Here is a 14291-nt window from a genome sequence, read left to right as displayed (position 1 = left end):
GAGCCGGCTGTTGACCGTCGAGGTTTTGCGAGAACTCCGGCGGCGGTGGCGGGGGCGGTGGGCCGTAGAGGCGGAACCAGGCGAAGGCCAGCAGGTGCGCCAGGACAATCGCCACCAACAGCATGCCAAACAGGCGGCCGAACAGCGTGTCGAAGCGCGCTCGCATCAGCCAATGTCCCGGGCGTCGAACAGGTAGCCTTCACCCCGTACGGTCTTGATCAGTTGCGGGGCTTTCGGGTCGTCGCCGAGTTTTTGCCGCAGACGCGAGACCAGCAGGTCGATGCTGCGGTCGAATGCTTCGATCGAGCGGCCACGGGCAGCGTCCAGCAACTGTTCGCGGCTGAGCACCCGGCGCGGACGTTCGATGAACACCCAGAGCAGGCGGAACTCGGCGTTGGACAGCGGCACCACCAGCCCGTCGTCGGCGATCAACTGGCGCAGCACGCTGTTCAGGCGCCAGTTATCGAAGCGAATGTTCGCACGCTGTTCGGTGCGGTCGTCGCGCACCCGACGCAGAATCGTCTGGATCCGCGCCACCAGTTCCCGTGGTTCGAACGGTTTGGCCATGTAGTCATCGGCGCCCAGTTCCAGGCCGATGATCCGGTCGGTGGGTTCGCAGCGGGCGGTGAGCATCAGGATCGGGATGTCGGACTCCGCGCGCAGCCAGCGGCACAGCGACAGACCGTCTTCGCCGGGCAGCATAAGGTCGAGCACCACCACGTCGAAATGCTCGGCCTGCATCGCCTGGCGCATGGCCGCACCGTCGGTGACGCCGCTGGCGTGAATGTTGAAGCGGGCCAAGTAGTCGATCATCAGTTCGCGGATCGGCACGTCATCGTCGACGATCAGGGCACGGATGCTCCAGCGCTTGTCGTCTTTCTGCTCGTCGTTCACGGAGGCTTGGGAGTTGTGCATGAGGCTGTTCATCTGCCAGTAGGCCGCCAACCACAAAGATAGGCTGCGAGGTTGTGGTTTCAGCATAGGCGTCCGGCCGTGAGGCGGGAAGGGCTGCTGTAAGGACTTGTTGCGGCTGGCGAGGCTAGCGCGGGCGCATGTTGTCGGCGTGTCGGTTGTGTATCGGGTTCGACACAATACCCTGCAAGGCTATGCTGATCACGGTTGGCGCGACGATTTACCGATCATCGGGTGCCGCGCCGCCGCCGGTTCCGCTACAATGCGCGCCGATTTCGACTTGCCTGAGAGCCCATCCATGTCCGCCTGCCAGACTCCTATCATCGTCGCCCTGGATTTCCCTACCCGTGACGCCGCACTGAAGCTGGCCGACCAGTTGGACCCGAAACTGTGCCGGGTCAAAGTGGGCAAGGAACTGTTCACCAGTTGCGCCGCGGAAATCGTCGGCACCCTGCGTGACAAGGGTTTTGAAGTATTCCTCGACCTGAAATTCCACGACATTCCCAACACCACCGCGATGGCGGTCAAGGCTGCTGCCGAGATGGGCGTGTGGATGGTCAACGTTCACTGCTCCGGCGGCCTGCGCATGATGGCGGCCTGCCGTGAAGAGCTGGACAAGCGCAGCGGCCCGCAGCCGTTGCTGATCGGCGTGACCGTGCTGACCAGCATGGAGCGCGAGGATCTGGCGGGTATCGGTCTGGACATCGAGCCGCAGGAGCAGGTGCTGCGTCTGGCGGCGCTGGCCGAAAAGGCCGGGATGGACGGTCTGGTGTGCTCGGCGCTGGAAGCCACTGCGCTGAAAACCGCGCATCCTTCGCTGCAACTGGTGACCCCGGGGATTCGTCCGGCGGGCAGCGCCCAGGACGACCAGCGTCGCATCCTGACCCCGCGTCAGGCGCTGGATGCCGGTTCCGACTATCTGGTGATCGGCCGTCCAATCAGCCAGGCGGCGGATCCGGCCAAGGCGCTGGCCTCGGTGGTTGCCGAACTGGCCTGAGCGAACAGCTGAAGCATCAAAGAAGGGAGCCCGATGGCTCCCTTCTTTGTTTTCAGACCTTCAACACCAGTTTGCCGAAGTTCTCGCCGCTGAACAGTTTGCCCAGGGTTTCCGGGAAGGTTTCCAGGCCTTCGACGATGTCTTCCTTGCTCTTGAGCTGACCCTTGGCCATCCAGCCGGCCATTTCCTGGGCGGCAGTGGCGTACTGCGCGGCGTAATCCATCACCACGAAGCCTTCCATCCGCGCGCGGTTGACCAGCAGCGACAAGTAGTTGGCCGGGCCTTTGACCGCTTCCTTGTTGTTGTACTGGCTGATCGCGCCGCAGATCACCACACGCGCCTTGAAGTTCAGACGGCTCAGCACCGCGTCGAGGATGTCGCCGCCGACGTTGTCGAAATACACGTCCACGCCTTTCGGGCATTCGCGCTTGAGGCCGGCGAGCACGTCTTCGCTTTTGTAGTCGATGGCGCCGTCGAAGCCCAGTTCATCGATCAGGAATTTGCACTTGTCCGCGCCGCCGGCGATGCCGACCACCCGGCATCCTTTGATTTTGGCGATCTGCCCGGCGATGCTGCCGACAGCGCCCGCTGCACCGGACAACACCACGGTGTCGCCGGCCTTCGGTGCGCCGACATTGAGCAGGGCGAAGTAGGCGGTCATGCCGGTCATGCCCAGTGCGGACAGATAAACCGGCAGCGGTGCCAGTTTCGGATCGACCTTGTAGAAACCTTTTGGCTCGCCAAGGAAATAATCCTGCACGCCAATGGCACCGTTGACGTAGTCGCCGACGGCGAACCCCGGATTGTTCGACGCGACTACTTTGCCTACGCCCAGCGCGCGCATGACTTCGCCCAGACCTACCGGTGGAATGTAGGATTTGCCTTCATTCATCCAGCCGCGCATGGCCGGGTCGAGGGACAGGTATTCGTTCTTGACCAGAATCTGCCCCGCCGCCGGCTCGCCGACCGGTACTTCCTGATAGGTGAAGGTCTCGCGGGTGGCGGCGCCCACCGGGCGTTTGGCGAGCAGGAACTGGCGATTGGTCTGGTTGGTCATGACAGGCACTCGAATTGAATGAAGCCTTGTTGATAGACCTTCATGGGCGATGCCGCAAGGTTGGCTCATGGGGCGAATGCAGGTTGATCCAGTTCGGTGATAGTCCCGAGCTGGGTTTCATCACTGCGATTCATGCAAGCCTAACCGGCCTTTTGATAGTGCTGACGTCACTCAGGCCCCTGTGGCTATGCTGCCTTCATCAATCCCCCCGCATTCGAGGACATAACAATGAGCATGACGTTTTCCGGTCAGGTAGCCGTCGTCACCGGCGCGGCCAACGGCATCGGCCGCGCGACGGCCCAGGCATTCGCCGCCGAAGGTCTGAAAGTGGTGGTGGCCGATCTGGATGCGGCCGGGGGCGAGGGCACTGTGGCGCTGATTCGTACAGCCGGTGGCGAAGCGACCTTCGTGCGCTGCAACGTGACCGTCGAAAGCGAAGTGAAGAATCTGATGGACGAGGTAATCAATACCTACGGCCGTCTCGACTATGCCTTCAACAATGCCGGGATCGAAATCGAGAAGGGCAAACTGGCCGAAGGCTCGATGGACGAGTTCGACGCGATCATGGGTGTCAACGTCAAAGGCGTCTGGCTGTGCATGAAGTACCAGTTGCCGTTGCTGCTGGCCCAGGGCGGCGGGGCGATCGTCAATACCGCGTCGGTGGCTGGATTGGGCGCTGCGCCGAAGATGAGCATCTACGCGGCTTCCAAGCATGCGGTGATCGGCCTGACCAAATCGGCTGCGATCGAATACGCCAAGAAGAAAATCCGCGTCAACGCCGTATGCCCGGCAGTGATCGACACCGACATGTTCCGCCGCGCCTACGAAGCGGATCCGAAAAAAGGCGAATTCGCCAACGCCATGCACCCGGTCGGGCGCATCGGCAAGGTCGAGGAAATTGCCAGCGCCGTGCTGTACCTGTGCAGTGATGGCGCAGCGTTTACCACCGGCCATTCGCTGGCCGTGGATGGTGGCGTGACCGCCTTCTGAGAGGCCATTGGCTGATGCATGAACGAGCCCGCCCATCGGCGGGCTTTTTTCGTCTCGGGGGCGGCTCCGTGAATTCGCTAAACAATGTGTTTCAAATATTGAGAAAGGAGGTTTTTGGCGGTTTTGTCGCACAGTCTCAAGGACGTGGCTGTGATTTACTGCCGCCAGCAAAAACGGACAGGAGTTTGCGCGCTCATGGAATTGAGAATTGACCGACAGGCAATGGTGCCGGTCGTACAGCAGATTGTTGACGGGTTGACCGAGTGGATCATGCAGGGGCAAGTGCCGCCGACGACGCGTCTGCCCTCCGTGCGAGAGATCGCACGGTGCAATCTGCTCAGCCAGTCCTGCGTCATGGAAGCTTGCGAGCGCCTTGTGGCGCAAGGGGTTCTGGCCTCGCGTCAGGGCTCGGGATTTATGGTGGCGTCTTCATTGCCCGATTGCTGCAAGGCGATCGATGGCACCGGGTGTGAGGGAGAGCGCAGCGGGGGGGATCCAGCCGCCCGATGGCGCGGCGGTTTGACGCTGGGAAGTGGCGTCCTGCCGGAGAGTTGGCGCGAGCCCGATGATCTCGCCTATGCGATCCGCGAAGTGGCGCGCGCCGACATGGCCAGTCTGTTCAACTACAGCACGCCTCTGGGGCTGCCGGCGTTACGCGAACAGATCATCAAGCGCCTGGGATTGCTGAGTATCAGGGCCGTGGCAGAACAGGTGATGACCACCGCCGGCGCCAGCCACGGACTGGACCTGATCGTGCGTACCCTGTTCAAGGCCGGTGATTGCGTGGTGGTCGAGACGCCCGGTTATGCGCCGCTGTTCGATCTCCTGCGCTTGCACGGCGTGCGCATGCTGGAGGTTCGCCGCACGCCGGGCGGGCCGGATCTCGAGGCGCTCGAGGCGTTGCTGCAACAGTTTCGGCCCGCCGCGTTGTTCATCAACAGTCACCATCACAATCCCACGGGCAGTTGCCTGCTGCCGGCGGTCGCCCGACGTATCCTGGAGTTGAGCAGGCTCTACGATCTGCGGCTGATCGAAGATGATGTTTACGCTGACCTGCACAATGGCAGCGGCACTCGACTGGCAGCGCTGGATGACGAGGGACGGGTGATTTACGTCGGCAGCTTTTCCAAGACCCTGAGCAGCTCGCTGCGAGTGGGTTTCGTGTTGGCCGATGGCGAGCTGATCGAGCGGATGGCGCGGATCAAGACGATCAGTTGCATGGGCACCTCGAGGTTCTGCGAGGCGGTGCTGGCCGGGATGCTGGCCAGTGGCGCCTATCGCAAACTGGTGCAGCGCCAGCGCCAGCGCCTCAATACTGATCGTGCGGCGGCTTTGCAGGCCCTGGAAGATGCCGAATGGGAAGTATTCGGCAAGCCCACGGGCGGCCTGTTCATCTGGGCGCGCGCGCCGCTGGCGGATGAAGCGCATTTGCGCAGGCATGCCTCGCGCTGCGGGGTGCAACTGGCTTGTGCAACCTCGTTCAGCCCCAGTGGCGAAGCCTGCGACTGGCAGCGCATCAACGTGGCTTACGCCTGTGATCCCCGAGCACGACAGTTTTTTCGCAGCACGACCGTGGATCGACCTCAAGCGTTCTGAAAACGACGCGTGCGTAGCTTTTTGCCATTATTCCGACGCCAGAGACTTGTGCTGGTTCAAGGCCGTTGCGAATCTTCGACAACAGACTATGGCAGGGGACTACGCGCAATGATTTCGGCCGTGCAAGGACGTTTTGCCAACCTCGGTATGGCAAAAAAACTGGGTATCGGGTTTGTGCTGGTGTTGCTGCTGACTGCACTGGTGGCAGCCATTGGCGTCTGGTCCCTGCAAACCATCAGTCAGCGCTTCGACGGCCTCAAGCAGATGTCATCGCTCAACAGTGGCTTGCTCAAGGTGCGGCTGCTGGAGCAGGACTACGCCTTGCACGGCAACCCGAAAACCGTCGATGCCTTGCATGAGGGTGTCGACGGTCTGATCGCCATGGCCGACCAGCTCAAGATTTTGTCGCCGGGCAATGAGTCGGTCATGAACGACGTCCAACAGTCATTGAGCGCTTACCGCAAGGCGTTCGATGAATTCGTCTCGTTGTCCCAGGCCAAGGACCTGGCGCTGGAGATGGCCAGTTGGTCGGTGTCCAGCGTCGCCAACAATCTCGATGTGTTGCAGGCCGGTCTGGCCGACGACGGCGTGTACACCCTGAAAGACAGCGAGGGCAAGGACGGCGCGCAATTCATCGAGCAGGCCGGTCAGGTCAGCCAGGTTTCGCGCTTGATGTTGCAGGCGATGAGCGAAGCGCGGGTGCGACTGGATCAAAGCCGCAAGGGTGACGACAGCGCCGGCCAAGGCAATATCGAACAGGCTGCGCAAGCCCAGGCGCAGGCTGAGCAGCTCAAGTCCACGGTCAAGGACGAGGGTTACCTGACGGTACTCAATGAAGTGTCCGGACACATTGCCGGTTTCAGCGACAAGCTGGCCGAGTACACCGGATTGCTGGCCCAGGAAAAGACCGTTTATCAACAGCTGCACCAACGGGCCGACGAAGTCGTGGCGCGGGTCCAACAGGCCTATGTCGCGCAAGATGCCGCGATGCAGGGCGAACTGAAAAAGAATTCGGTGCTGATCATTGGATCATCGGCGCTGGCGTTGCTGGTGGGGCTGATTGCGGCGTGGGTGATTACCCGGCTGATCGTCGCACCGTTGCGCAGCGTGATTCATGTGGCGCAACAAATTGCAGCCGGTGATCTGAGCGCAACGATCGAGGTCTCCCGTCGCGACGAAATCGGCCAACTGATGCTGGCCATGCAGCAGATGGGTGCGGGCCTGAGCACGATTGTCAGCGGGTTGCAGGCGGGGATCGAGCAGTTGGCGAGTTCAGCGCAATCGCTGTCGGCGGTGACCGAGCAGACCAACCTTGAGGTCAGCAGCCAGAAAGAGGAAACCGAACAGGTGGCGACGGCGATGAACCAGATGACCGCCACCGTTCATGATGTGGCGCGCAACGCCGAAGAAGCGGCGCTCGCAGCGCAGACCGCTGATGGCAAGGTCGAAAGCGGTCAGCAGGTGGTGCGTCAGAGCATGGCGCGGATCGAGCAACTGGCGGACTCGGCGACTTCGGCCAGTTCGAGCATCGAAAGTCTGAGCGCGGAAATCCAGAACATCGGCACGGTGCTGGAAGTGATCAAGAGTGTTGCCGAGCAGACCAATCTGCTGGCGCTCAACGCCGCGATCGAAGCGGCGCGGGCGGGCGAGCAGGGCAGGGGCTTTGCGGTGGTCGCCGATGAGGTGCGGGCGCTGGCCCGGCGCACGCAGCAGTCGACCGAGGAGATCGAGCGGCTGGTCAGTGCCTTGCGTTCGGCGGCGCATTCGTCGGTGCAGCAGATTCAGAGCAGTGGCGAGTTGGTGAAGCTGGCGGTGAGTGATGCGTTGCAGACCGAAAGCGCACTGGGGAGTATTGCGGCGGCGGTTTCGTTGATTCAGCAGATGAACCAGCAGATTGCGGCGGCGGCCGAGGAGCAGAGTTCGGTGGCCGAGGAGATCAATCGCAGTGTGACGAGTATTCGGGCGAGTGCGGATCAGTCTTCGATTGCCATGCGCGGGAATGCGGCTTCGAGTGTTGAGCTGGCGCAGTTGGGGAGTGAGTTGCGGGGGATGGTGGGGCACTTTCGGCTTTGACCTTGGCGGCCTTTGGGCCGACCAGGTTCGCGTTTTATTGCGTTCATATCCGTTTCTACGGGTGCTCCGGCTGGCGGTTTCGCCCTTACGGCGAGTCCCTTTTTCAAACGCCAAAAAGGAACCAAAAGGCTGGGCCCCTGCGTTCGGCACCTCGCTTTGGCTCGGTGTTCCTTCGTTCCGGGATTCATCCGGGGGCATCGCCTACGGTTTGCTTCGCTGCACCTCCTCTCGATGCATGCGGCTGCGCCGCACGGTCGCTGCGCTCCCACCCCCGGATAAATCCCTCCACTCAGCCTTCCGATGGGGCCGGCACGTCAAAAGCGGTACTCGAGCTAACGCTCATTGTGTTGAGTGGTGGGAAGCCAAAGCAGAAGCAGAAGCAAGAGTAGAAGAAGCAGAGGATGCAGAAGGTGCAAGGTGTAAGGTGCAGCAGGTGCAGCAGGTGCAGCAGGTGCAGCAGTGTGAGTTGAGTTGCATACATTTCAAAACCCGAGTGCGACTCGGTCTTTCACGTCGGCGTACCTCTTCCAAACAGCGCGGTCAGTTCCCTCTCCCTCCGGGAGAGGGCTAGGGTGAGGGAAAGCTTTTGATCTTCTTTCAGGCAATAAAAAAGCCACCTCTCGGTGGCTTCTCTTTTTGACTGCACTCAGTCGTAAATCACTTTTTTCTTCCAGTCCGCGTCAGCCTCGACATCTTTGAGGCCGGCAGTCAGTTGGTTTTCTTCGCCTTCGACCGGGGCGATTTTGTCCATGACCTGGGCGTTGGCGCGGGCCAGGAGTTTTTCCAGGTATTGGAGTTGTTCGGCGTAGATTTGCGGGTCCTGCTGTTTGCGCAGGTATTGCACGCCGCGTTCGAAGGCGAGGCGGGCCTGGCCTGGTTGGTTTTGCTGGAGGGCGTGCTGGCCGAGGTTGTTGAAGAACTCGATGTGCAGCAGTACGAGGATGTGGCGTACTTCGCGGACCCAGTGTTTGGCTTCGTTCGGTGGCAGGAAGCCGTCCTGGGCGGCGCGGGTGATCTGGCCGTGGAGGGCTTCGAGGAGGAAGCGGACGTCTTTGGCCTTGGCTTCGGTCTGGATCGGGGCCGGTGGGTTGTTGACCGGGATCGATTCGCCCTGGGCGACGAGGGCGCTGAGTTCAGTGATGCGGGCCTTGGTGGTGGCGCTGGTCTTTTCCAGGTTCAGCAGGCGCTGGCAGACGTTCAGCTCAAGGCGGGTCAGCAGCAGCTTGAGGGCCGGGGTCATGAACTGGCCGGGGAAGGTTTCGGTCAGTTCGCCGCAACGGCGCAGGCGGTCGTTGAGTTCGACCTTGGTGCGGGCCTTCTCCAGTTTGGTGTTTTCCACCACATGGTTCATGTAGCCAATGGCGATCAAGATTGCGATCCCGGCTATGACTAGCAGGGTGATCATGAGTGGTGTCACCGGTAAGACCTCTTTATAGGGTTCGCATGCGAGTGTAGTGGCTTGGCATAGAGGAGCCTAGCGCCGCTCGACGGGTTTGGATCGGCGAAGCTGAATCTGTATCGGCCAGGAACCGGCTTATATAAATGCTGGCCCTTGGGGTGCAGATTGCCATCACCTGTGCCGTGGACTATAACGCCTTGGCGAGTGTCGGAATATAGGCGTCAATCGTCGGGCGACGCAAAAGCCGGAAACAGCCCGTAAAGCAGGTCGAAGTCATTGATTTAAATAAATTTATATCTGGGGGTTGACGACCTTTCAATCCATCCATAGAATGCGCGCCACTTGCAGCGTAAAGCACACAGCGAAACGCGGCAGGGAGTGAATGTTGTAGTGTGTCCCCTTCGTCTAGTGGCCTAGGACACCGCCCTTTCACGGCGGTAACAGGGGTTCGAGTCCCCTAGGGGACGCCAATGCGGGAATAGCTCAGTTGGTAGAGCACGACCTTGCCAAGGTCGGGGTCGCGAGTTCGAGTCTCGTTTCCCGCTCCAATTTTAAACAGCAACGCTTTCGGGCGGTGCTGAGTGAAACCAGAACCCGATCTTCGGAGACGGATCTGGACACCGAAACACACACCATGTGTTCCGGGTAGCGTGTCCCCTTCGTCTAGTGGCCTAGGACACCGCCCTTTCACGGCGGTAACAGGGGTTCGAGTCCCCTAGGGGACGCCATTTGCGGGAATAGCTCAGTTGGTAGAGCACGACCTTGCCAAGGTCGGGGTCGCGAGTTCGAGTCTCGTTTCCCGCTCCAAATTCAAAAAGCGCCGCTTTGCAAAGAGCGGCGTTTTTATTAGTGAAAGTTGTAGCCTGTCCCCTTCGTCTAGTGGCCTAGGACACCGCCCTTTCACGGCGGTAACAGGGGTTCGAGTCCCCTAGGGGACGCCATTGCGGGAATAGCTCAGTTGGTAGAGCACGACCTTGCCAAGGTCGGGGTCGCGAGTTCGAGTCTCGTTTCCCGCTCCATATTCACAAAAACGCCGCTCAGTGATGAGCGGAGTTTTTGTATGCGCGTTTCTTGTGCGTGCTGCGCTCTGTTACAACTTTCCTACGGTGAATCCGTGATTTGCGGAAGCGTCTGACAGCCAGCCCTCGACCGATTCTGAGATAACGACCGCCCCGTCAGCCTTGATGGCTGAAGCGGGGGTGATCGAATTCGAGGATCTCACTTAATGTCACAAACGATCAGACCTCCCGGCCATCTGCACGAGATTCGAGCAACCGCATGGCTGTCGCTTCCGTTGGTCATAGGGCACCTGTGCGCAGGGCTGATTGCTTTCGTGGATAACCTCATCGCGGGCAATCACGGCACCGATACCTTGGCTGCCGTCACGCTCGGCACGGCGTTGTTGTGGCTGCCGATGCTGGTGCCAATCGGAACATTGATTGCGCTGACCGCTTCAGTCGCCCGTTTACACGGCGCGGAGCGAACAGACGAGATTGGGCCGATCTTTCGCCAGGCCATGTGGTTGGCGCTGTTCATGGGAGGGCTGATGTTCGCTTTCCTGAGCCTTGTGCCTCATCTGCTCGCACCCGCGGGGATTGCACCGGAAATTATTCCGGGGGCACAGGCCTTTCTGCAGGCTGTGCGTTGGGGAAGTCCGGCGTTGACCCTGTTTTTCTGCATGCGCTATCTGTGCGAAGGAATGCACTGGATGCGTCCGACCATGGTCTTCGGTTTTGGTGGTCTCTTGTTTCTGGCGCCAGTGGGTTATGTGCTGACCAATGGCAAGTTGGGTTTCGTGGAGATGGGGGCTGAAGGACTGGGCATCGCGTCGGCCTTGATGATGTGGCTGCAAGCGTTGCTGTTCGCTGCGCACCTCTGGCGAGGCAAGCGGCTGGCGCATTTGCAGCTGTTTGCCCGCTTCGATCCGCCGCGTCTTGCCGGCATCGTTGATTTGTTGAGGGTTGGAATACCGATCGGCATCGCGATTTTGACCCAGGGCAGTCTGTTCATTGTCACCTCGCTACTGATTGGCCGCCTCGGCTCGACTTTTCTGTCGGCCCATCAGATCGCGGTGAATCTGGCTCAGCTGTGTTTCATGATCCCGGTGGCCGTAGCTGAAGCCACGACCGTTCGGGTCGGTCATGCGTTGGGGCGGGGGGATTTCAAAGGCGTCCGGCAGGCTGCCGGGGCGGGCTGCGTCATCGTCCTGGTCGCGCAAAGCGTTTCGGTACTGATCATGCTGTTGGGCAATGAAACGATAGCGGGTTGGTACAGCGCGGATGTAGCGGTCACCGCGCTCGCCTCGACGCTTTTGCTGTACGCCGCAGCGTTACAGTTTCCCGATGGGTTGCAAATGCTGTCCGCCGGCGCCTTGCGCGGTTTGCAGGACACTCGTGTGCCCATGTGGCTGGCGATTTTCTGTTACTGGGGTGTCGGCTTGCCGTTCGGTTGCCTGATGGCGTTCGGGTTGGGCTGGGGACCGCAAGGCATCTGGCTGGGGCTGATTACGGCATTGACGCTGGCAATGCTGCTGATGGGGAGGCGGTTTTTCGTGTGCAGTCGAATGGGTGTGGCGGTCGTCGACTGAATTGAAAAGGCCCGTCGGTGGGAACCGACGGGCCTTTGTTCATTGTGGCGTTGACGTATGGATCACAGTTTTGGCAATTGCCCGATGCGTCCCATCATTTCGGTGACGATCTGCAGGTCCAGCAAGAACTGGTCAACGGTCTTGAACTCGCCATCGGTGTGACCGGTGTATTTGACCTCCGGTCGCGCCAGGCCGAATTGCACGCCGTTCGGCAGTTCATGCACCGAGGTGGCGCCGGCCGAGGTGCCGAATTCGTGTTTCATGCCCAGATTCTCGGTGGCCACCGCCAGCAGCGCCTTGACCCATTCGCCTTCAGGGTTGCGGTACATCGGTTCGGCGATCGAATAGTCGAAGTTCACCGCGACATGGTTCTTCTTGCTCCAGGCTGCCAGTTTGTCGGCGATTTCGCTCTTGAGCACTTCCGGCGACTTGCCCTTCGGCACGCGCAGGTTAACCGCGAGTTTGAAGGTTTTGTCGTCCATGCCAACGTAGGTCAGGGAAGTGGTCAGCGGGCCCATGAAGTCATCGGCGAAACCGACGCCCAGCTTGCCGCCCTTGTAGTCCAGGCCCCAGTTGTCGGCGGCGTAGTGCGCAGCGTCGGTGATGTGGTTGTGCTTGAGGGCGATCTTGCCGTCCACGCTGTGGATGAAGTCGAGCATGCGGGCGACCGGGTTGACGCCGGATTCCGGCTCGGACGAGTGCGCGGAAACACCGGTGACGGTGAGTTTGACGTCTTTGCCATCGACCTTGGCGTTCACTTCGAAATCGCCGCCATTGCGCTTGGCGTATTCAGTGCCGGCCTTTTGCAGGCTGGCCGCCAGTTCGGCAGGTTTGTCGGTCACCAGCGTGACGACCGAAACCGATGGAATCTGGTTGGTCGCCAGGCCACCGGTCATCGAGATGATTTCCGCGCCTTTACCCTCGGCCTTGCGCTTGGCGAACCTGGCCATGACGGTGCCGTAACCTTTCTCGGCAATCACCACCGGATAGCCGCCGTCCAGCGCCAGGTTGTACTCCGGCGTCGGGTTGCGTTCGAAATAGTAAGGAATCGCGTCACCGGTGGTTTCTTCGGTGGTGTCCACCAGCAGTTTGAAATTGCGTGCCAGTGGCAGCCTCTCTTCCTTGATCACCTTCATGGCGTAAAGCGTTACGACGATGCCGTTCTTGTCGTCCTCGGTGCCACGGCCGTACATGCGGTCGCCGATCAGTGTGACTTTGAACGGATCAAGTTTGGTGCCGTCCTTCAGTACCCAGTTCTCCGGCGTTACCGGCACCACGTCGGCGTGAGCGTGAATGCCGACGACGTCCTTGCCGCTGCCGTCGAGGGATATCTCGTAAACGCGGTTGTCGATGTTACGGTAGTTCAGGCCGAAAGACTCGGCCAGATTCTTGATCTTGCCCGCGATCTTGATGAACTCGGGGTTGTCGTGCTGATCGACACCGTCCTTGCGGTAGGTCGGGATTTCCACCAGTTCGCGCAGGGTTTCCAGCGCGGCTTTGCCGTACTTCACGCGGGTGTAGAGGCCGAGCAAGCGATGGATCTCGTTTTGCTGTTCGGCGGTCAGCGTCTTGTTATCGAGGAAGGCGCTGATGGCTGGACGCAGATCGTCGGTCTTGCTCAGGTCGTTCTTGGCCAGATCACCGAGAAACGCTCTGAAATCACTGACCTTTGCCTCGTTGAATGTATTGAGGATGGTCGCGCTCTGCTGCTCGGTCAGGTTGGCGTGGGCTGGCAGTGTGACGGACGAAAGGCTGGCGAGAATCAGCGTCGAGGCGGCCAGTTGCTTGAGTGAAAAGTCCATTGCTAAGGGCATTCCTTTGCAGGCAGTGAGTAGGAGGTATCTGATCGAAGCGTCAGACGGTTTCGCAAACTAACACCACCAGCGAGTGATAGGGGAGCCCCCGAAGTGAGACACGTCGCAAAAATGACACTGAATCGAAAAAATAGGATTGAGGCCTCTAGGGCAGGACTTACAACGGATCCCGAAAGCAAAAGAGGCTCGCCAGCTTGACTGTGCGAGCCTCTTTTATGGGCGCAGATTACATCGACAACACCAGACGCCCGGCAAACAGGATCAGAATCACCCCCATGCTGCGCTCGAACCAGTGGCCCATGCGCATGAATTGCACGCGCACTTTGCTGCTGGAAAAGAACAGCGCGACGATCACGAACCACAACGCATTCACCCCGCACATCCACAACCCGTACAGGGCCTGGATTTGCAGAGGTGTGCTGGCGTTGATGATCGTGGTGAAGATCGCCAGGAAAAACAGCGTGGCCTTGGGGTTGGTGGCGTTGGTCAGGAAACCGGTGGAAAACGCCTTGAACAGCGATTGTTCAATCAACGGTTCGTCGCTGGTCTTTTCGCCTTCCATTGTCGTCTTGGGTTTGCTGCGTATCAGGCTGACGCCGAGGTAAAGGATGTAAGCACCGCCGACCACTTTGGCGACGGTCAGCAGCCAAGGCGTGGTGTGCATCAAGGCGCCGACGCCCAGCAGGGTGTACAGCACGTGCACGGAAATTCCCGCGCCGATGCCCAGTGCCGTGCAGATGCCGACCAAGCGGCCGAAACGCACACTCTGGCGAATGGTCACTGCGAAGTCCGGGCCGGGAGCGACCACTGCCAGAAAGTGGATGGTGGCCAATGCCAGAAACTCGCCCAGGTAATTCGATGTCATT

10 protein-coding genes, 6 tRNA genes and 2 pseudogenes are annotated in these 14291 nt (G+C 60.2%); 12 read left to right on the top strand and 6 right to left on the bottom strand.

The window, feature by feature from the left end; all coding sequences use genetic code 11:
• Nucleotides 1-166 (bottom strand): annotated as a pseudogene (locus tag L6D82_RS14695) (two-component sensor histidine kinase); the annotation flags it as partial.
• Nucleotides 166-915, bottom strand: coding sequence for a response regulator (locus L6D82_RS14690; protein ID WP_085607468.1), 750 nt, complete (start codon nt 913-915; stop codon nt 166-168). The pseudogene L6D82_RS14695 and the gene L6D82_RS14690, both read right to left, overlap by 1 nt.
• A 295-nt stretch (nt 916-1210) precedes the next feature.
• On the opposite strand from L6D82_RS14690, the gene pyrF reads away from it, so the two are divergent.
• Nucleotides 1211-1909, top strand: a complete 699-nt coding sequence (gene pyrF / locus L6D82_RS14685) for an orotidine-5'-phosphate decarboxylase (protein ID WP_007960372.1) — start codon at nt 1211-1213, stop codon at nt 1907-1909.
• Between the two features lie 52 nt (nt 1910-1961).
• Here the strand turns inward: pyrF and L6D82_RS14680 are convergent, their stop codons facing one another.
• Entirely contained in the window at nt 1962-2966 is a 1005-nt protein-coding gene (locus L6D82_RS14680) for an NADP-dependent oxidoreductase (RefSeq protein WP_236189846.1), read from the bottom strand.
• Nucleotides 2967-3194: 228 nt separating this feature from the next.
• Here L6D82_RS14680 and L6D82_RS14675 point away from each other — a divergent pair, with 228 nt between their 5' ends.
• The 4 genes and pseudogenes from L6D82_RS14675 (at nt 3195) to L6D82_RS28680 (ending at nt 7625) form a co-directional block, all read left to right on the top strand.
• Nucleotides 3195-3956 (top strand): SDR family oxidoreductase, encoded by a 762-nt coding sequence (locus L6D82_RS14675; protein ID WP_007917441.1) that lies wholly within the window; start codon nt 3195-3197, stop codon nt 3954-3956.
• A 195-nt stretch (nt 3957-4151) separates the two neighbouring features.
• Nucleotides 4152-5552, top strand: coding sequence for an aminotransferase-like domain-containing protein (locus L6D82_RS14670; protein ID WP_134023623.1), 1401 nt, complete (start codon nt 4152-4154; stop codon nt 5550-5552).
• Nucleotides 5553-5660: 108 nt separating this feature from the next.
• Nucleotides 5661-6764 (top strand): annotated as a pseudogene (locus tag L6D82_RS28685) (HAMP domain-containing protein); the annotation flags it as partial.
• Nucleotides 6744-7625 carry a methyl-accepting chemotaxis protein gene (locus L6D82_RS28680; protein WP_371857911.1) on the top strand — a complete coding sequence of 294 codons (882 nt, stop codon included), beginning with the start codon at nt 6744-6746 and terminating at the stop codon, nt 7623-7625. The pseudogene L6D82_RS28685 and the gene L6D82_RS28680, both read left to right, overlap by 21 nt.
• Nucleotides 7626-8271: 646 nt before the next feature.
• Here the strand turns inward: L6D82_RS28680 and L6D82_RS14660 are convergent.
• Entirely contained in the window at nt 8272-9030 is a 759-nt protein-coding gene (locus L6D82_RS14660; protein WP_173892861.1) for a hypothetical protein, read from the bottom strand.
• A 388-nt stretch (nt 9031-9418) separates the two neighbouring features.
• On the opposite strand from L6D82_RS14660, the gene L6D82_RS14655 reads away from it, so the two are divergent.
• The 7 genes from L6D82_RS14655 (at nt 9419) to L6D82_RS14625 (ending at nt 11611) form a co-directional block, all read left to right on the top strand.
• Nucleotides 9419-9494, top strand: a tRNA-Glu gene (locus tag L6D82_RS14655).
• A 2-nt stretch (nt 9495-9496) separates the two neighbouring features.
• A tRNA-Gly gene (locus L6D82_RS14650) sits at nt 9497-9572 on the top strand.
• Nucleotides 9573-9676: 104 nt separating this feature from the next.
• A tRNA-Glu gene (locus L6D82_RS14645) sits at nt 9677-9752 on the top strand.
• A gap of 3 nt (nt 9753-9755) precedes the next feature.
• Nucleotides 9756-9831 (top strand) — tRNA-Gly (locus L6D82_RS14640).
• 58 nt (nt 9832-9889) lie between these two features.
• Nucleotides 9890-9965 (top strand) — tRNA-Glu (locus L6D82_RS14635).
• A gap of 2 nt (nt 9966-9967) precedes the next feature.
• Nucleotides 9968-10043: transfer RNA gene (locus L6D82_RS14630), tRNA-Gly, on the top strand.
• Nucleotides 10044-10249: 206 nt separating this feature from the next.
• Nucleotides 10250-11611, top strand: a complete 1362-nt coding sequence (locus L6D82_RS14625) for an MATE family efflux transporter (protein ID WP_236189842.1) — start codon at nt 10250-10252, stop codon at nt 11609-11611.
• A 62-nt stretch (nt 11612-11673) separates the two neighbouring features.
• On the opposite strand, the gene L6D82_RS14620 is transcribed toward L6D82_RS14625, so the two are convergent.
• Nucleotides 11674-13413, bottom strand: coding sequence for a dipeptidase (locus tag L6D82_RS14620; RefSeq protein ID WP_236189840.1), 1740 nt, complete (start codon nt 13411-13413; stop codon nt 11674-11676).
• A gap of 238 nt (nt 13414-13651) precedes the next feature.
• The gene (locus tag L6D82_RS14615) at nt 13652-14290 is read right to left on the bottom strand and encodes a LysE family translocator (protein ID WP_236189838.1); all 639 of its coding nucleotides are present in this window, start codon (nt 14288-14290) and stop codon (nt 13652-13654) included.
• Nucleotide 14291: the final 1 nt, after the last annotated feature.

The organism is Pseudomonas paraglycinae (genome assembly GCF_021601625.1).
Lineage (GTDB): Bacteria > Pseudomonadota > Gammaproteobacteria > Pseudomonadales > Pseudomonadaceae > Aquipseudomonas > Aquipseudomonas paraglycinae.
This window is presented reverse-complemented; position numbering and strand designations above follow the sequence as displayed.